The sequence below is a fragment of the Wolbachia endosymbiont (group A) of Melieria omissa genome (assembly GCF_964031125.1).
GTDB lineage: Bacteria > Pseudomonadota > Alphaproteobacteria > Rickettsiales > Anaplasmataceae > Wolbachia > Wolbachia pipientis.
Genome location: NZ_OZ035007.1, coordinates 862,888 through 881,106, shown reverse-complemented (window position 1 = coordinate 881,106; position 18,219 = coordinate 862,888). Strand labels below are relative to the sequence as shown.

The window sequence follows — 18,219 nt, the reverse complement described above, 5'->3', positions numbered from 1 at the left end:
CCGATGGCTTACCAGGTTTTGGGATTCAGACGCGTCTTGATGGCTTTGCTTTTTCTTTTATATCTAAAGAATATGATAGTTGTAATCTTTCTTTTTGATTAAGATTAGCCTTTCCATCAATACCTGCAGTCTTCTTCCCCCTATTGTCCTGTGTTACTTTCCTAACAGCGAGTGTTTTTGCACTTGTTGATTTGAGCAATAATTTTTGAAGATTATGCATCTTTTTGATGTCATTACATTTAGAAGCTTGGTAAATTCGTTTTTGTAGCTTAAATGAAGATTTCTTCAGCTTTCGCCAAGGAATTCCATTCCATTCATACCTAGCTTTTTGCTGGTCCATAACATATTCACTACTATTCACCACTTTATAGCATTTCTCATAATAGTCCGAACAGGTCATAGGAAGGCAGAATCAACAGCACGACGAAAGGATTCGAATAGAGGAATGTTTTTCCTGGCTCTGTTTTTTATAGCAAACCAATGATGCTCAATTTTGTTGAAATCTGGAGAATAAGGCGGCAGATACAAAATTTCTGCACCAACCCCTTTAGCAAGCTCGATAATCTTATCAGACTTATGAAAAGTAGCATTGTCAAGAATGACAGTCTGTCCAGGTTCCAAGATCGGTGTCAAAAATTGCTCAAACCATCCATCAAAAACATCCATATTACAGTGGCCTTCAAAGGTTAACGGAACAACTATCTTTCTTCCACTTAAGGCTGCAACCATACTGATTCGTTGAGTTTTCTTTCCAGATTTTAAGGCATAAAACCGCTGTCCTTTCTGGCAATATCCGTAGGGGTAGTCTTCGGTGTTATCAATGCCAGACTCATCTATATACACTAAGTTTTTAGGTTCTTTTGTCGCTATAATTTTCAAAAATTCAGCACGTTTTTCTTCGTTTCTTTCCTTGTATCCATATGTCTTTTTTTGCGCGTAAATCCAATTTTTTTAAGGGCTCGATAGATCGTTTGGATACTAACGTTGTTCCAAAGTTTAGCCATTTCCGATAGAGTCTTTCCTCCGTGTTCTCTGGCAAATTTGGCAAAGGTATCCCAGTCGGTAATTTTGTGATTGTAACCCCCATTTCCAAGTTTTTTTGATTGAAAGTCTCCTGTTTCTTTTCTTCTTTGCTGCCACTCCCATAAAGTAGTTCTTCCAATCTTAAATCTTGCTGCCACTGTTTCTCTGCTTTCTCCTTCGTCTAGCGCTTCCATTGCTTTTTTTCTTAAATCATAACTATATGCTGCTGGCATTCAACCTCCTTATCATCATCTACCCTTATCCTATCACATCCGGACTTTTATGGAAAGAGCTATACCTTCCAAATTAAAGTGTTTACGTCTGCATATCCCAGATATTACTTTGGGCATTAGCTTCTTCTTCCACATAGCAGCTTGTGGTTGGCTACCTACTTATATTTAATGAATATAAGAGCTTTTATGTGGTTACTCCGTTCCATAGCTTCGTTTCACGTTAAACTTAGATTCCTACTATTTGCCGGAAGCTGGGAACATCAATAACTAAAGTCTTCAATCTTTAGTTCCCCTTTTGCTTCGTACCATTTTGGTCTATGCGTAGTTCAACCTCTTTTCGCATACTATGCTTTGACGACAATTCAAACATAGGTTCCTCTCGTAATCATATCTAACTCTGTTTGCAGGATGAGGTTTAGTGTTACCTGCTTTTATCTCATGCTTGCATCCCAAAGGTTGCCATCCTTTGAAATGTGAGACATACATTATCCCCGATGTCTAGGGAAGATGGAATTTAACCATCACAAAACCACGGCTTTCCGGGTCGCACTGAAGAAAAATAACCAACGATCCACTATGCTTTCTAGCTGTTCTTCCTTATTCTTAGGAAATTTAGGTAGTTCAATAAATACAAATTGAAAATCTTTTAAGTCATGTTCATAGGTAATTTTATCAAAAGTAACGTGATCAGATTTGTAAGCCAGCTTGTTAGGAAATAAGATAAAATCGGCGATAGCAATAAAAATAACTCCTTTAAGATCTTGATCACCTTTGTGAGCTTGACTTGAATAAGCTTTAGCAGCATAGTATTGAGCGCGTTTCTCAAAACCTTTATCACGAGCAAACTGGTCAGGTAAGGAAGCAGTATTACTACTACTCCCTCCCTTAGAAACCTTACTATTACCCACAAATATGAGGTTCGTGAGCAAGTCGCCATCCTTCTGCTAAATCAAAGAGACGTTTATATCCTTTCCAAAGAGTAATTGGTCCTGGTTTTGGGTCATTTTTTCTTGCTAAATGGCCTCCAAGTTCATGAAACAGCTTCTTTTATGTTGGGAACTACACTTGGACATGGTTTTCTGTGTATTTTAACGTATAAAACTTTCCATTCTTCTTCAGCTAATAAGGTAGTACATGGTAATGTTGGGTTAGCTCTTGCAATTGATGTAATAAAGAAGATCCTCCAAGCAATAATACTCATAACTGTTAGATATCTCATTAGTCTTTCTGCTATTCCAAGCCTACATTCTTCAACTTTGAGACCGAATTTAAAATTTTATGTAATATCTCTATTTTCCATCTAAGGCAATACCAACTAATTTTTTCAACAGCTTCATCGAAAGTATTAACTGAAAGATTCATTAATAGCATCCATTCTAGCGGTTTTTTTTTAAGGGAAGGGGAGTTTTCTCAACAACATAAACTGCATAAAGTGGTAATTTAGGTAGTTCTTCCGTCTTATGCCTAATATTATTCTTAGATGGATTCATCATAAACTTTCCAAATCTAACTTCCAAACGTGCTGTTCTTTTTGGCTTATTATCTTTTACAGGAACTTCAACTTCTACCGTACCTGTACAATGAGAGGATTTAATAAATGCCCATAACTTCTGCTCACCTTTTTCAGGATATCGAGATTTTCTATTTACTGCTCTATCTCTGCATGCTCTAACTAGCACTGCCGAATTAAGATTATGTGCAAGCTCAAAAAAGTCATATATATCTGCTTCTCTATCGCATACAGTTATAGTCTCAGTTTGAGTTGGATCAATAATATTATTTGTTTTTCTTAAAGTTTCCAACCACTTTACGCTTTCTTTATCTTCAATGCGATCGCTCTTTTTTTTAAGGTTCTCAGTTTCTTCAGGTCTTGAATAAACTTTTTGATCTAGTATCCCTAGTACCAAACCTTCTATACTAACGGCAAGAGCTGTATGCATTATAATACCTTTTGCAGTATCATAACTGGACAAATTTGCTAATCCGCTTGTTTTTTTATGGTTATTATATACAATGTAACTGGTATCTTGAATGACAAGAACCCTCTTGTGAGCTTTTGTTCTCTCAACCGTCTTATTAATATGTGTAGCTAAAATATCACTTTCTTTTACATTCTCATTTTGAAAAAAACGGTATGCTGCTTTTGCTTCTGACCAACTTCCGCATGCCTCATTAATTGAGCTTTCAGGTAAACTTATCAAACTATCAGCAATCTTTACTAATCGGTCAGTTAATCTTTTATCTCCAAGTACAGCATCTCCAAATTCATTTTTAGCCCATTCATTACTCTCGTTTGCCATTTTTATACCCTCAATATTTGCAAACTTTAATATTGTAATACTTTATTTATAAGTACATTTATATTTGTGGGTAATAGTAAGATTTGATATGCTGCCAACACTTATGTTCAAATTAAAAATGTCATTTATGATACTAGCCACTTCACGCTTTGAGTTTTTGTAAAATCCGCTGAGTGCTGCAATTATAGACTTAACCCTTGGACCAAATGTATCTGGCGTAACACCTTCTGGTAACTTGCTACTTTTTCTTTTTCTGCATCTCCAACAACGACCATGTTCCAATTACTACATAAGGCCTAATTTCCGGAAGATCAACTTTTTGGTGAACATAAGGTTTTTCGCATATTACAAGCTCTCCTCCGCATTCGCAAATATTAGGCAACTCTATTTTTACTACTTTATCCGCTTCCATTGTGGCATGAAAATTTCCTTTATGCCCAACCTGATCGCCAACATTCCTTTCGCTTTTTGGCTTGTCCTTTTTTATTTTGTATAGCTCTTTTGAGCTGGGCAGGGATGAGTTTTTTGAATTTAAACCAAGCCTCTCTTTCAACTCAGCGTTCTCAATCCTCAAGGCCTTATTTTCTGCCTCTAACTCTTCTATCCTCCCTTCCAACTTTTCTATTTTTTGCTGTAAATTTTTGCAGAGTTCTCAAAGGTTTACCACATTACCTCACTTTTGCTCTATGATTATCTTTATTATCTTGCTTTGTCTACCTTATTCTACCACTCCGCTGAACGGATACAATTTACTAAACAGAAAAAAAGGCAAAAGAAACCCTAGGGTAGCTAGTTATTCACTATCCATTTTTTAAGTTGGCGTTTTTTAATGTTTTAAATAGCGCGTTTCAGCTTGTGTAGGTAAAAACCTAGAAATATTGTGAAGACATAAGGTGCACATAGTGCAAAAAATTAAAAATAAGACGCCAACTACGTTGTTTTCTTGCTGTTTAATCTGCACAGATGAAGATAACTGAATACCTTCAGTTTCATGATAAGGGGGCTGGCGAAGGGTGTCAAGCAAGTTTTTTCGTTTCTATTTCCAATAAAAGTTTGTTATATGGTTATGCAAGAAGTCTATTATAAATGAAATGAATGTGAAAAATATCTTGTTAGCACTTTTAGTACAAATGATATTCAGTTTGCCGCTATTTGCAGCTGATCCTGTTTTGCTCAACTGCATTAAAACTCCGGAAATATATGACCTTGATGCAAGGCCAAAAAATTTTAGCTCTTCAAACAATTTAAGAAGGAAACCTGGTTCTCCAAATAGTGCAATAGGGGAATTAATACACATAGTGGGTAGAATTACTGATATAAACTGCTTACCAATACAAAATGCTGTAGTTTCTATATGGCACGCGAATTCACGCGGCGTGAACCATTACGATAAGAATATAGAGGATGATCCGAATTTTGCTGGATCAGGAAGGTTTGTAGTGAATAATCTTGGCTATTATAATTTTATTACGATAGCACCTGGTAAAATTGGTGATAGAGCTCCACATATCAACTTTCTAGTTCAACATCCGGATTTTCCGGAATTCACAACGCAAATGTTTTTTGTTGACCATAATTGCGATAATTGTGCTGATCCTGTTCTTGGAGATTTTGTTAGTAATGGGCTTGCAAGCCTTCTCATAACACCATTTACTTACAGTGATCAGGTCATAAAAACCTATACGTTTAACATTACCTTGGGCGGATATAATAAGTTCTCTAATAAAAGATAAAAAACCCTTGCATGTAAGGGAGTCCATAGTAAACTTGAGTGTTATTGTACTTAGGATGTATATGAAAAATATCTTACTGATGTTTTTGCTGTGTTTTATGTACAGTTTACAATTATTTGCAACGGAGATGCCAGCAATGAAAATAACAATTTCTAAAATTTCGCCCGATTTTAAAACAATAGTAACGGGTTTATTTGAGGACAACGAAACCGTAAATGATGGCGGAGTTTTGCAAGGAAAACAGATCATGGATAATATAAAGCAATTTAGCAATTTCAATGGAAGTTTTGGTGAATTTTTCTCTACTACTTTGCCAGAAGAAAAAAATGTCATAGTTGTTGGACTTGGTAAGAAGGATGAATGGAATGAAAATAAAGAATTAAATATTGGTGGTAAAATATATTGTGAGCTAAGCAGATTAAAAATTAAAAAAGCAGCGGTTTTAATCGAAGGTAGTGCAGCAAATGTTGCATATGGTGCGTTTCTGCGTAGTTTTAAGTTTGATAAGTATAAAACTAAAAAGGATGAGAAAATTACAGAGGTAGAGGAGATTACCGTATTAGTAAAAGATGAGCAATTAAGTAATGCTGAAAGATCATTTGAGCACTCAAGGCAAGAAGGTGAGAGTATATTCCTTGCGCGCTCTTTTATAACAGAGCCTCCTAACATTCTATATCCAGAATCCTATGCTGATCATATAAAAAAAGAACTTACTAAGCTTGGCCTTGAAATCGAGGTGCTTGATAAAAAGCAGATGGAAGAGAAAAAAATGGGAGCCTTGCTTGGAGTTGCACAAGGAAGTAGTAAAGAACCAAAATTAGTAGTGATAAAATGGAATGGAGCTGCTAAAGAACAAAAGCCAATAGCTTTTGTTGGTAAAGGCATAACGTTTGACACTGGTGGAGTATCGCTCAAACCTTCACGTGGTATGGAGTCGATGAAATATGACATGGCAGGCTCTGCTGCTGTGGTTGGGGTGATGCATGCTTTAGCAGGACGAAAAGCAAAAGTAAATGCGATCGGTGTGGTCGCACTTGCAGAAAATGCAGTGGGTGGTAATGCTCAAAGACCAAGTGATGTAGTAACTTCAATGTCTGGACAGACAATAGAAGTGTTGAACACCGATGCAGAAGGAAGGCTCATACTTGCAGATGCTTTGTGGTATACGCAAGAGAGATTTTCACCACAATTTATGATTGATCTTGCAACTTTAACTGGTGCTATAGTGGTTGCGCTTGGAAATAACGAATATGCTGGTCTTTTTTCAAATAATGATGAATTAGCAAACCGTCTGATTGATGCAGGAAATGAAGTAAATGAGAAGTTATGGCGTTTTCCTATGAATGAAACTTACGATAAAATTATTGATTCACCGATTGCTGATGTGCAAAATATCGCTCCTGCGGGCTCTGGCGGAGATAGCATAATGGCTGCACAGTTTTTACAGCGTTTTGTGGATGAAACTTGCTGGGCACATTTAGATATTGCAGGCACTGCTTGGCACGAAAAAGGTACTGACATTTGTCCAAGAGGAGCAGTAGGTTTTGGTGTAAGGTTACTTAATAAGTTGGTTGAAAAGTACTACGAAGCCAATGATTAAAGATCTTTATCTGGATTTATGGCTTGACTTACAGCTACATGAACGTTTATTTTTGAGGCGCAGCAAATGAAAGTAGCTGATACATATTTCTTTTTTTCTGGATTCCAGTGTCAGCTACTTTCATGACACCCTGACAACCGTCATCCCGCTACTTGTTAGCGGCTGAGATACCGCGAATGAATCGCGGTATGACGGTTCGTGGCGGCGTGACGATAAGCTCGTCATCCCGCTGCTTGTTAGCGGGATCTAGAGATACCGCGGCGGTATGACGTAGGACTGCTGTCATCCCAGTGCTCCTTTTTTTGTTATCCAAGTAGCCTCCTATGGTGTCATCCCAGTGCCCAGACACTGGGATCCAGTTGAGCTATTTCAACAAAAATACTGCATTTTGAGATGAACGTTTATTTTCACCAGATTATTTACAAGTATAACAATTAAAGTCTGGATTCCAGTGGGCTTTGTTGCATAGCAACTGAAAAAATCTGGTGGCTACTGACAAAATTCATTATAAAATAGCCATTTAACCTTGAAAGAAAAAATATGCCACAAAAAATGAGGGTCAGTAACCATAGCGAATATAACAAATTTCTAGAAAAAAGAGGAAATATTTTTCATTATATCAACGAAGCCATAGAAAAGTGGTACGAGAATGGTCCAAAAATACCAGGTGGCAACAATATTTATAGCGATAAAGTTGTAATTTTGGTGCACATAATAACTTGTTTATTTAGAATAGGCCTGAGGCAAACAGTTGGGTTTATAGCAGGATACCTTGAGCAAATTGGGAAAAATTTGCAAGTTATCAGCTATTCACAATCATCAAGAAGGTTTAAGAAACTCAATATTAAGATCAATGATTGCAGAAAATAATATGGAAGATATCGAAATTGCTATAGACAGTACAGGAATTAGTATATACAACAACACTCCTGGTCATAGCAAAGAAAATAGCGAAGATAGAAAGTATCGCAGCTATGAACAGACAAGAAAATTGCATGTAATGTTGAATACAAACAGCAAAAAAGCCATAGCTGTAAAATACAGTAACGGCTGATCACTATGGAGCTTGTGATTTGCTAAAAGAAGTCGATTTTCAGTATGTCATAAAAGTACTATATGCAGATAGGGCATATGACAGAGAAAAGCTCTATAAGCTGTGTAATCAATATGGTATAAAAACGAAAATTCCTCCGAAAAACAACGCAGCAGAGCATCCAAAGTTAGACTATATGGCTGAGAGAAATGCTGCAATTAGACTAATAAAATCATGCAGCGAAGATGGAATGAAGAGGTGGAAAAGGCAAACAAACTACGGAAAAAGATCTTATATAGAAAGTTTTTTCTCGCGACTGAAACAAACATTCGGGTTTAGTTTTAGGAATAAATCTGAGACAAATAGAGAGAAGGAACTACTTGTTAAATGCTATTTGCTCAATAAGTTCACTGATATTGGTATGGCTAAATTTGAGATAGCTTCATAAATTTATTGTGCGTTACCTACTATCCGAAGGGCGATGCAACAAAGCCATTCCAGTGTCAAGCACTGGAATGACACCGTCTTGGATGGAAACCAGTGTTGGCTACTCGGATGACATCATAGGGGCGCTGGGATGACACCCTGACAATCGTCATCCCGCTGCTTGTTAGCGGCTAAGAGATACCGCGGCGGCATGACGTAGGGAAACCGTTTTTTGGGTTAGCTATAACAGTAGTCAGGAAACAATAGCTTAAAAAGAGACTTAGTGTTAAATTTCTAATAGATTACTTATAAAAACAAATCTTATGGAAAGCAGAGCTAAGGCTTGGTTCATTTGGCTGATTAGTAACTTGGTTGTTATATTCAGCAACATGCAGATAATTTATACCTTTATAAGTGTAAATCTCGAAAAGGAACTTGGACTTACAATCGCGCAAGTTGCACTGGCTAATTCAGCATATACTTGGACTTTCGCCATCTTACAATTTTTTAGTGGAGCAACGTTTAATGTTTTTTCCAGTAAAAAAATTTATTTTTTCTCGTTATCAACTATGATCTTGGGGTTTTTTGTCCTTATTAATAGTGACAATTTCTCCCATTTGATTTTGTCTCAAGTGTTGATTGCAACTGGAGCATCATTTGGTTTTATTGGTGCTGCTCACACAAGTAGCATATGTTTTTCCGCTGCCCAATTTGGACTAATGTTTTCACTAGTGCAGACAATTTCAAGCCTTTCTGCTTTGGTAATTCAAATACTGTTCTCTAACTTGCTTGCCGAAGATGCATATTGGAAAAATCTGATTGTATGCATAATACTATTTGGTGTGTTGATATTTGTACTTACGCTTTTTTGTCCAAACACACTTCCAGAAAGCAGCTCAGAAAAGCGCACAATAAAAAGCTCTATGAAGACAGTAATGTGCTCTATATTAACAGTGCTAAAATTAAGAGATATCTGGATAACTTCAGTGGTGGGTGCTATTACTTTTGGAACATTTTTAGCACTTAATACCTTGTGGGCTCCAAGGTTACTGGGCAACTCAGAACTCAATGCAATGGAGTCAGGTATAGCAACTGCAATACTATGGCTTGGTCTTGCAGTTGGTGCTCCAATTGCAGATCGAATCTCAAACTTATTTAAAAATAGGAAACATGTAATTTCTGCTTTTGCTTTATTGCAAGGCGTCTCAATTATTATTTTACTATACAGCCATTTAACAGTCCACGTTGTGTACTTTTGTATGTTAATGTTCGGGTTTTTTGCGGGAGGACATATGCTTAATTTTACTGTCGGCAGCGAGATTGTGAAACGAAAATACATCAGCACATCATCATCCATTATCAATGGATTTATGTTTATTGGCAGTGGAGTTATAGTGTCAATGTTAGCACTTTTTACAGATCATAAAATGGCACTTTTTGCAATATTTGCGATATTGATAGTTGCCGGTATTTTAAATTATGCAACAAAAGAGACATACTCTAAAAAATAAAGTAGCTGAATCTCGAGTCGATTGCTATATTATATTTACGTATTGTAATATTTATCAATAATGGATCACGTTACAACAAAAGACACAACAGTAACTAAGGCAACGATAGCTGGAGATATAAACCAAGAAATAGGATTATCAAAGGAAGACTCTGTTTCGATAATAGATGATATATTGGACGAAATAAAGACAAGCTTGGTAAAGGATGGAATAGTAAAAATATCGTCATTTGGAACATTCTTGGTTAAGAAAAAGAAGGAAAGACCAGGAAATATACCAAATACATCGGAGAAAGTGATGATTCAGGCAAGAAATTCAGTTTCTTTTAGGCCTTCAAAAATTATAAAAAAATCAATCAATAATTAATGAACAAGGAAAAATTATTTTATACGATTGGGGAAGTAGCTGAAGAGCTACATTTGGAACAGCATGTTTTGAGATTTTGGGAAGGTCAATTTCATCAAATTAAGCCTACAAAGCGTAAAGGAAGAAGGCTATATGATCGCAAGTGTATAGAGGCCATAAAGAAAGTAAAATACATGCTATATGATAAAGGATATACAATAAAAGGAGTGCAAAAAGAATTTGGTAATGATATAAAAGTCACAAAGAATTTGTTGCAAGAACTCACCGATTTGAGGGACTATTTAACTAGTAAAATAAATAACGAGGAAAGTAACAAGCAGGCGTGAAACACTACGTCTCGCTAAAATTTTGGAGTTTTGTGAGAGTTTAAAATGTGGCATATAGCCTCATTTCTTATGTTATTAGCAATATTAATAGGCTGTGGCCTGCAAAAACCTGCACCTGTGCTGCTTAAAGGCGAAGAATTTTACGGAAAAAGAGATCTGGAATATACAAGAGAGTACCATTTAATTAGGGAGCCTTCAGTGCAAAAAGAAAGTAGAAAAGCCATCATAAATAGGATATACAAAGATAACAATAATACACAAAATGTGGGGGTAAATTGTAAATTTGTAATGCCAGTTAAAGGTTCAGCTACCTCTTCTGATGAAATGTGTAAGGATGGCATAAAAATTGCTGCTCAAAATGGAACGAACGTAGTTTCCTCTGCACCAGGCAAAGTGATATATGTAGGCAAAGGGCTGAGATGGTATGGGAATTTAATTATAGTGGAACACAAAGATAATTACATGACTGTGTACTCCTATTTAAAAAACATACATGTTGAAATTGGCGATAAAGTAAAGCAAGGTCAAGTAATTGGATCTGCAGGTAAATCAAGCACACAAGATAAAGATCCACAGATGTGTTTCACAATACGACATAATGGCCAAGCGGTTGATCCTTTGATGCATATGAACTGTAATTGAATTTGGATTTATATGAAATATGATTTTAAAAGTGTTGAAAAATTTTATCAAGATAAATGGGATTTTTCTGTAAGCAAGAGTGGTAAACAAGAAAAGTGTTACGTGTTGGAAATGTTTCCATATCCATCTGGTAAAATTCATATGGGACACTTACGTAACTATGCAATAGGGGATGTGATAGCGCGTTACAAGAGAGCTAATGGATTTGAGGTTTTGCATCCAATTGGCTGGGATGCGTTTGGATTACCAGCTGAGAATGCAGCAAGGGATAACAATATTAGCCCCGAAACATGGACAAAAGAGAATATAGATAATATGCGTACACAGTTGAAATCTATAGGTCTTTCTTATAATTGGGAGCGTGAACTCTCCACATGTGAGCCTGATTATTACAAACACGAACAAAAATTTTTCCTGGATTTTTTAAAGCATGGGCTTGCCTATCGAAAAGAATCATGGGTTAACTGGGATCCAGTGGACCAAACAGTGCTTGCAAATGAACAGGTGGTTGATGGAAAAGGATGGCGATCAGGTGCAGTTGTTGAAAAACGTAAGTTGTCCCAATGGTTTTTAAAGATTACTGATTTCGCTGAAGATTTACTCAAGTGCCTGCAAAGTTTGAAAAATTGGCCAGAAAAAGTCAAAACAATGCAGGAGCGTTGGATAGGAAAATCTGAAGGAGCAACTATAGAGTTTGAAGTAGTTGGCCTGAATAAGAAATTAAAAGTTTTTACAACTTATCCTCATACTTTGTTTGGGGCTTCTTTTTGTGCAGTGGCAGCAGAGCATCCTATTGTGCAGGAATTAAAGAATGGTTCTTCTGTTGTCATCCCAGTGCTTGACACTGGGATCCAGGAAATAAAATCGAAAAGAGAGAACGATGAAAAAATAGTAGTTTACACCGGATTAAACGTCAAACATCCATTTCTTGATAAGGAATTGCCGCTTTACATAGCGAATTTTGTGTTGATGGAATATGGGGAAGGCGCGATTTTTGGTTGCCCTGCACATGATCAGCGTGACTTTGAATTTGCACAGAAATATAATTTGCCGATAATTCCCGTTATTTCTTCAGCCCACTTAGGTGTCATTCCAGCGCGTGACCAGAATTCTTACAATGGATCCCAGTGTCAAGCTACTCAGATGACAAAGGAGGCGTATACTGGAGACGGGACAATGTTTAACTCCGAATTCTTAAACGGATTAATGGTTAGTGAAGCAAAGGAAGCCATAGTTAAAAAATTTGAAGAAAAAAAAATAGGCAAAAAAACAATAAACTATCGTTTGCACGATTGGGGAGTTTCAAGGCAGCGTTATTGGGGATGCCCTATACCTATCATATATTGCAAAGATTGCGGAACTGTTCCAGTGCCAGAAAAAGACCTTCCTGTAGTTCTACCAATAGATGTAGAATTTACAAGTGGTGGCAATCCGCTGGATAAGCACCCAACTTGGAAATTTGTTGATTGTCCAAAGTGCGGAAAGCAAGCAGAGCGTGAAACTGATACATTCGACACCTTTTTTGAATCTTCCTGGTATTTTGCTGCATTCTGTAGTGAAGATAAATCAATAGACAAAGATGCATGTAATCGTTTTATGCCTGTTGATTATTATATAGGTGGGATAGAACATGCAATTCTGCATTTGCTTTATTCAAGATTTTTCTGCCGTGCTTTAACCAAATGTGGCTATTTTGATATTAAAGAGCCTTTCTCTACTTTAATCACTCAAGGAATGGTCTGCCATGCAACTTATAAAGACGAAAATGGTAAGTGGCTATTTCCCGCAGAAGCAAAAGAATTAATAGCGCGAGGTGCAAAAGTTCAAGTGGGCAAAGTTGAAAAAATGAGCAAATCGAAAAAGAATACAGTTGACCCAAACTTTATCATAGAAAAGTATGGTGCTGATACTGCTCGCTTGTTTGTGTTGTCCGACACTCCTCCGGAGAAAGATATGGAATGGTCCGATGATGGTGTGGAAGGTTGTTCTCGTTATGTAAATAAATTGTGGCGTATGGTCATGCAGCTAAGACCTGTAAATATACACTATGATAATGAAAATGTTACGGGTGGACTTCTAGAGTACAGAAAAAAAATTCATAAACTCTTACACGGACTTACAGATGACTTGGAAAACTGCAGATTAAACTGTGTAGTGGCAAAATTTCGTGAGATGACGAATTTAATAGCTGAAATAGACGTAAAAACTGGAAAATCTCTTATTGATGAAGGTATATGTATATTAATCAGAGTAATCGAACCATTCATACCACATCTAGCTGAAAGCCTATGGCAAGAAATAGGAGGTCAACCTTGGCCAAAAGCTGATGAATCATTATTAGTTGACGATACGGTAACTATAGCAGTGCAAATCAATGGAAAATTACGTACAACAATCAAGGTGGCAATTAACTTACCTCAAGAAGAATTGAAGAAAATAGCGATAGACTCTGTGTCCAGTAAGATCGATCAAAGCAAAGTTCGCACTGTATATGCTGTACCAAATAAGATAGTAAATATAGTTATATAAAAGACCTGAGTAGTACGTTTTATATAATCTGATTTTATGGCTATACTTTTTTTGACATGTAGTTATATCTTTTTTAATATAAAGGATATATACTTATGCATTATATATTTTTTTGTATGAGGAGTTATATGAAAATAAAGAGATTGTGCGTTTTGGCTGTGTTGCTTACTTCATCTCTAGCAGGTGCAGCTAGTAATAGTGCAAGTAAGTCAGAAGATAAGTACTATGCAGGTTTAAACTTTGGTGCTGGTTGGGGTGGTGGCTTTAAAATGAAACCTGGTGTTGTTCTTGGTTACCATTATGACCAAAACTCTAAATTTGAACTTGAGGTTCTCAGTAATATTAAGTCATTAAAGAGCATAGGAGCTAGCTTATTGGCAAACTACCGCTTCTATCCTGACCTTGATATTGATCCCGTTAAACTATATGTCAGCGGAGGTTTAGGAGGATATCTCCAAATAACACCTTTTGGCTTTGGTGTTAGTGATACAGTTGATGGTGATGGCGATAGTTCACAAGAAGAAAAAGAAAAGGAAGAAGAAACACAAGGTGCTCCAGAATCAGGTGGTGAAGCTGCTGGTTCATCTGTAGTAGATAAAATACTGAGTTCTATTTCCTATAAACTAAAGTTAGGTGTTGATTATGAAATTACTCCGCAGATAATTGGTGCAGTTGGTATGACCATGGGTGGGCAACTAAGTGGTATAAAAGCAAAACAAATACCAGATGCAACTCTAGAGATAGGGGTACGTTATAATTTTTAATGCTGCTACTTAGTTCATAAAGGTAGAGACGATGTTGAGGATGAAATAAACAGCATTAAAAAAAATCCGAAAACGTATTTTCGAATATGGTTTTGAACGCTAGCTATAGATTAGAAAAATAACAAGAAAAAGGGTAAACATACTGTAATTGCTGTTGAATGATGGAGTCCATTATTTTAGCACGAAGTAACGAATTCAGTAGAATAAGTTCTTCAAAAATAATTTAAACTTTTATTAGTAGGAGCAGTCTCATGGAATATTATAGCGATCTCACTAAAAGAAACTTTTATAAGTATCGTTGATGAGAAAGGAAAAATTGTTAAGGAAGAAGTTGTTGCAAGAGAAAGTAAGGCAATAGCTGAATTTTTTCTTGGTCAAGGCGAAAATGACCTTACCCAGAAAAAGTGGAGAGAAAGTTTGGAATGTTTTTCACAAAGAGAATGATGAATCAAAATGCTCAGGAATGCAATAGTTAATAGTGACGTTGTTTGTTATAAAAAATTTCTATATATTCAAATATAGCAGTTTTGATATGCTGTTTAGAGTGCCGAGAGGTGTCTATTGGTAACTCCCTTTTTAGAGAACTGAAGAAGCTTTCCACAACAGAATTGTCGTAACAACAGCCTTTATTACTCATCTATATTCTTTACAGCTAAGAGATATTGATACCCTTGCGCAGTATATTGTGAACCTTGGTCACTGTGCAGCAGTAGATTTTTAACAGGTTTACGCCTATTAATGGCCATTAATAAAGAGTTCATAACCAATTGTTTATTTATTGCACTACTCATTATAGCTCTTTCCATAAAAGTCCGGATGTGATAGGATAAGGGTAGATGATGATAAGGAGGTTGAATGCCAGCAGCATATAGTTATGATTTAAGAAAAAAAGCAATGGAAGCGCTAGACGAAGGAGAAAGCAGAGAAACAGTGGCAGCAAGATTTAAGATTGGAAGAACTACTTTATGGGAGTGGCAGCAAAGAAGAAAAGAAACAGGAGACTTTCAATCAAAAAAACTTGGAAATGGGGGTTACAATCACAAAATTACCGACTGGGATACCTTTGCCAAATTTGCCAGAGAACACGGAGGAAAGACTCTATCGGAAATGGCTAAACTTTGGAACAACGTTAGTATCCAAACGATCTATCGAGCCCTTAAAAAAATTGGATTTACGCGCAAAAAAAGACATATGGATACAAGGAAAGAAACGAAGAAAAACGTGCTGAATTTTTGAAAATTATAGCGACAAAAGAACCTAAAAACTTAGTGTATATAGATGAGTCTGGCATTGATAACACCGAAGACTACCCCTACGGATATTGCCAGAAAGGACAGCGGTTTTATGCCTTAAAATCTGGAAAGAAAACTCAACGAATCAGTATGGTTGCAGCCTTAAGTGGAAGAAAGATAGTTGTTCCGTTAACCTTTGAAGGCCACTGTAATATGGATGTTTTTAATGGATGGTTTGAGCAATTTTTGACACCGATCTTGGAACCTGGACAGACTGTCATTCTTGACAATGCTACTTTTCATAAGTCTGATAAGATTATCGAGCTTGCTAAAGGGGTTGGTGCAGAAATTTTGTATCTGCCGCCTTATTCTCCAGATTTCAACAAAATTGAGCATCATTGGTTTGCTATAAAAAACAGAGCCAGGAAAAACATTCCTCTATTCGAATCCTTTCGTCGTGCTGTTGATTCTGCCTTCCTATGACCTGTTCGGACTATTATGAGAAATGCTATAACTACCATACGTGAGAATTATTGCTGCCAAATATAGCCATCCCTCCTTGGTTTTGATGTAAGTAATCCCATACTTTATTTGGTTGATCAACAATAAAGTTTTGATCTAATATATTGGGAGCTACAGCTCTATTATCTGTTTGTTGTTTTTTAATTTTAAACTTTCTTCTCAGTATAGCCCTGATGTCATTTTTCTGCATAATACTTTGCACCGTTTTCAAATTGCAACTTTTACCCAAAGCCTTCAATTCAGCATGAATTTTAGGAGCTCCATATCTACATTTAGAAACTTGATATATTTTTTGAATAGCTTCGAGTAGCTCTTTATTTGCTGATTCTCTACTGCTTATTTTTCTTGTGGTCCACTTATAGTAGCCACTAGCAGAAAATCCTACATAATTCCTGTACTTTATAGCAGTTACTATATAAAAAAATATTTTACTCTTTTTGACTGGCCAGGGCTTTTTTTTAAATGTCTCTTTCCCTTGTTACTCTTGCTTTGTAAATCAAACCTCTCTTTGTCATAAGGTGCTACATCTGGAAATGCATTTGCCGCTGACTTTTTTTCGTTATATTTCTTCATCCATTTTCCTAATACACTATCCCTTATTCCTAGATCTCTTGCTACTTTTGCAACTGGTTGACCTACCTTTCTTTGTTCATTTGCCAGTTTAACAGCTTCCAATTTGAATTCTGCTGTATATTCTCTTACCATTTCTAATCCTCCAAAATTTTATTTTACCCAAAAAAACTCTTTTCTTTCTCTCCACTTTTTCTGGGTAAGGTCAAACAATGACTATGCAAAAAACCTAATAACATGTATAATCTATAAATAATTTCTGAGGTAGATTGTGAAACTAGGTGTTAATATCGATCACGTTGCAACCCTCCGCAACGCACGCGGAACTTCTTATCCAGATCCATTGAAAGCAGCAGAAATAGCCATTGACGCTGGAGCAGACTTTATTACTGTACACTTACGAGAAGATAGAAGGCATATTAGAGATGAAGACGTATTTAACCTAAAAAAAAGCATTAGCACTGAGTTAAATCTTGAAATTGCAGCCACGGAAGAAATGCTTGAAATAGCAAAAAAGGTAAAACCCTATTCGATTAGTATAGTACCAGAAAAAAGAGAAGAATTAACAACCGAAGGTGGCCTGGATATCGTGAATATGCACAGTAAACTTTCTAGTATAATAGAGGAAATGCATAGCTCTAGCATAAAAGTCTCACTGTTTATCGATCCAAATATTGATCAACTAAAATATCTTGAAAAGCTAGGGACAAAACCTGACATAATAGAAATTCACACAGGGGATTACTGTGATAATCCATCAGAAAAAAAGTTACAGTTAATTACTAATGCTGCAGAGTACGTCAATAAATTAGGAATAGAATGCCACGCAGGACATGGCATAACTTATAAACATGCTAAGAAGATGACAAGAATACCTCACATCTCAGCTCTTAACATAGGCCACTATTTAATTAGCGAAGCTGTATTTTACGGCTTACACAGCGTAGTAAAAACAATGAAAATGACAATGTCTAACTAACTGCTGCTTTTTCCTTCTCATTTAAAATACTTAAAAGAGTTTGGCTTGCTTTAAATTTTACCCTTGTCTTTTTAGGAACAGTCATGATCTCACCACTTTGGGGGTTACGACATTGTTTTTCCTGACTGATAGCAGTAGAAAATGTTCCTATTCCATGCAAACGTATTTCACCTTTCCCATGCAGCTCATTCTTTATTATTTTAATAAACGCATCATGAATCTTGCTCAAATCAGATTTTGTTATATCTATATTCTGACTAGAACAATCTTCCTTTAATTGTTTTATTATATCTTCTTTACTCATAAATTACCTTAATATTGAAAAAATCACATAAATAGCATATTATGTTGACACCGATAGTCAACTAAATTCATCACAAAAATAGAGGATATCATACATTTTTGCAAATATTTGTATAATACTTACAAA

Annotated in this window: 13 protein-coding genes and 6 pseudogenes; 11 read left to right on the top strand and 8 right to left on the bottom strand. The window is 36.1% G+C overall.

Annotation, left to right across the window (positions count from 1 at the left end):
* Positions 1-25: 25 nt before the first annotated feature.
* The 5 genes and pseudogenes from ACQH2Q_RS04090 to ACQH2Q_RS04070 form a co-directional block, all read right to left on the bottom strand.
* Positions 26-361, bottom strand: a complete 336-nt coding sequence (locus tag ACQH2Q_RS04090) for a reverse transcriptase N-terminal domain-containing protein (protein WP_209473178.1) — start codon at positions 359-361, stop codon at positions 26-28.
* 35 nt (positions 362-396) lie between these two features.
* Positions 397-1,256, bottom strand: a protein-coding gene (locus ACQH2Q_RS04085; RefSeq protein ID WP_425383382.1) for an IS630 family transposase whose coding sequence is annotated in 2 segments (ribosomal slippage) — positions 397-932 and positions 932-1,256 — 861 coding nt in all. Because the reading frame shifts where the segments join, the coding sequence is not laid out codon by codon here.
* A gap of 551 nt (positions 1,257-1,807) precedes the next feature.
* Positions 1,808-2,149 (bottom strand): annotated as a pseudogene (locus tag ACQH2Q_RS04080) (PD-(D/E)XK nuclease family transposase); the annotation flags it as partial.
* A 7-nt stretch (positions 2,150-2,156) separates the two neighbouring features.
* A pseudogene (locus tag ACQH2Q_RS04075) lies at positions 2,157-3,556 on the bottom strand (IS4 family transposase).
* Positions 3,557-3,610: 54 nt separating this feature from the next.
* A pseudogene (locus ACQH2Q_RS04070) lies at positions 3,611-4,181 on the bottom strand (DUF6444 domain-containing protein); the annotation flags it as partial.
* A gap of 466 nt (positions 4,182-4,647) precedes the next feature.
* Between ACQH2Q_RS04070 and ACQH2Q_RS04065 the strand changes: the two are divergent.
* The 9 genes and pseudogenes from ACQH2Q_RS04065 to ACQH2Q_RS04025 all read left to right on the top strand — a co-directional run bounded on the left by ACQH2Q_RS04065 (position 4,648) and on the right by ACQH2Q_RS04025 (position 14,486).
* Entirely contained in the window at positions 4,648-5,289 is a 642-nt protein-coding gene (locus ACQH2Q_RS04065; protein WP_155968861.1) for a protocatechuate 3,4-dioxygenase, read from the top strand.
* Positions 5,290-5,386: 97 nt separating this feature from the next.
* Positions 5,387-6,889 (top strand): leucyl aminopeptidase, encoded by a 1,503-nt coding sequence (locus ACQH2Q_RS04060; RefSeq protein WP_174515790.1) that lies wholly within the window; start codon positions 5,387-5,389, stop codon positions 6,887-6,889.
* A gap of 540 nt (positions 6,890-7,429) precedes the next feature.
* Positions 7,430-8,370: pseudogene (locus ACQH2Q_RS04055) on the top strand (IS5 family transposase).
* Between the two features lie 367 nt (positions 8,371-8,737).
* Complete coding sequence (locus tag ACQH2Q_RS04050) at positions 8,738-9,859, top strand: MFS transporter (protein ID WP_264373699.1); 1,122 nt, start codon at positions 8,738-8,740, stop codon at positions 9,857-9,859.
* Between the two features lie 60 nt (positions 9,860-9,919).
* Positions 9,920-10,225: an integration host factor subunit alpha gene (locus tag ACQH2Q_RS04045; protein WP_006279881.1), complete on the top strand. Its 306-nt coding sequence runs from the start codon at positions 9,920-9,922 to the stop codon at positions 10,223-10,225.
* Positions 10,225-10,551: a MerR family transcriptional regulator gene (locus ACQH2Q_RS04040; protein ID WP_006279880.1), complete on the top strand. Its 327-nt coding sequence runs from the start codon at positions 10,225-10,227 to the stop codon at positions 10,549-10,551. The genes ACQH2Q_RS04045 and ACQH2Q_RS04040 overlap by 1 nt, the downstream gene beginning before the upstream one ends.
* A gap of 45 nt (positions 10,552-10,596) precedes the next feature.
* The gene (locus ACQH2Q_RS04035) at positions 10,597-11,193 is read left to right on the top strand and encodes a murein hydrolase activator EnvC family protein (RefSeq protein ID WP_006279879.1); all 597 of its coding nucleotides are present in this window, start codon (positions 10,597-10,599) and stop codon (positions 11,191-11,193) included.
* A 12-nt stretch (positions 11,194-11,205) separates the two neighbouring features.
* The gene (gene leuS / locus ACQH2Q_RS04030) at positions 11,206-13,722 is read left to right on the top strand and encodes a leucine--tRNA ligase (protein ID WP_425383381.1); all 2,517 of its coding nucleotides are present in this window, start codon (positions 11,206-11,208) and stop codon (positions 13,720-13,722) included.
* 128 nt (positions 13,723-13,850) lie between these two features.
* Entirely contained in the window at positions 13,851-14,486 is a 636-nt protein-coding gene (locus ACQH2Q_RS04025) for a hypothetical protein (protein WP_155968855.1), read from the top strand.
* A 429-nt stretch (positions 14,487-14,915) separates the two neighbouring features.
* Here ACQH2Q_RS04025 and ACQH2Q_RS04020 read toward each other — a convergent pair.
* Positions 14,916-15,277, bottom strand: a pseudogene (locus tag ACQH2Q_RS04020) (transposase); the annotation flags it as partial.
* Positions 15,278-15,341: 64 nt separating this feature from the next.
* On the opposite strand from ACQH2Q_RS04020, the gene ACQH2Q_RS04015 reads away from it, so the two are divergent.
* Positions 15,342-16,201, top strand: a protein-coding gene (locus ACQH2Q_RS04015; RefSeq protein ID WP_264705388.1) for an IS630 family transposase whose coding sequence is annotated in 2 segments (ribosomal slippage) — positions 15,342-15,666 and positions 15,666-16,201 — 861 coding nt in all. Because the reading frame shifts where the segments join, the coding sequence is not laid out codon by codon here.
* Positions 16,202-16,204: 3 nt separating this feature from the next.
* Here ACQH2Q_RS04015 and ACQH2Q_RS04010 read toward each other — a convergent pair.
* A pseudogene (locus ACQH2Q_RS04010) lies at positions 16,205-16,945 on the bottom strand (IS3 family transposase); the annotation flags it as partial.
* 136 nt (positions 16,946-17,081) lie between these two features.
* Here ACQH2Q_RS04010 and ACQH2Q_RS04005 point away from each other — a divergent pair.
* Entirely contained in the window at positions 17,082-17,789 is a 708-nt protein-coding gene (locus ACQH2Q_RS04005) for a pyridoxine 5'-phosphate synthase (RefSeq protein ID WP_006279877.1), read from the top strand.
* On the opposite strand, the gene ACQH2Q_RS04000 is transcribed toward ACQH2Q_RS04005, so the two are convergent.
* Positions 17,782-18,093 (bottom strand): HU family DNA-binding protein, encoded by a 312-nt coding sequence (locus ACQH2Q_RS04000; RefSeq protein WP_006279876.1) that lies wholly within the window; start codon positions 18,091-18,093, stop codon positions 17,782-17,784. The genes ACQH2Q_RS04005 and ACQH2Q_RS04000 overlap by 8 nt on opposite strands.
* Positions 18,094-18,219 lie beyond the last annotated feature (126 nt).

Coding starts and splice junctions, on each gene's coding strand:
- ACQH2Q_RS04060 (WP_174515790.1), top strand. CDS start 5,387: ATGTACAGTTTACAATTATTTGCAACGGAGATGCCAGCAATGAAAATA.
- leuS (WP_425383381.1), top strand. CDS start 11,206: ATGAAATATGATTTTAAAAGTGTTGAAAAATTTTATCAAGATAAATGG.
- ACQH2Q_RS04050 (WP_264373699.1), top strand. CDS start 8,738: ATGCAGATAATTTATACCTTTATAAGTGTAAATCTCGAAAAGGAACTT.
- ACQH2Q_RS04000 (WP_006279876.1), bottom strand. CDS start 18,093: ATGAGTAAAGAAGATATAATAAAACAATTAAAGGAAGATTGTTCTAGT.
- ACQH2Q_RS04035 (WP_006279879.1), top strand. CDS start 10,597: ATGTGGCATATAGCCTCATTTCTTATGTTATTAGCAATATTAATAGGC.
- ACQH2Q_RS04045 (WP_006279881.1), top strand. CDS start 9,920: ATGGATCACGTTACAACAAAAGACACAACAGTAACTAAGGCAACGATA.
- ACQH2Q_RS04040 (WP_006279880.1), top strand. CDS start 10,225: ATGAACAAGGAAAAATTATTTTATACGATTGGGGAAGTAGCTGAAGAG.
- ACQH2Q_RS04065 (WP_155968861.1), top strand. CDS start 4,648: ATGAATGTGAAAAATATCTTGTTAGCACTTTTAGTACAAATGATATTC.
- ACQH2Q_RS04025 (WP_155968855.1), top strand. CDS start 13,851: ATGAAAATAAAGAGATTGTGCGTTTTGGCTGTGTTGCTTACTTCATCT.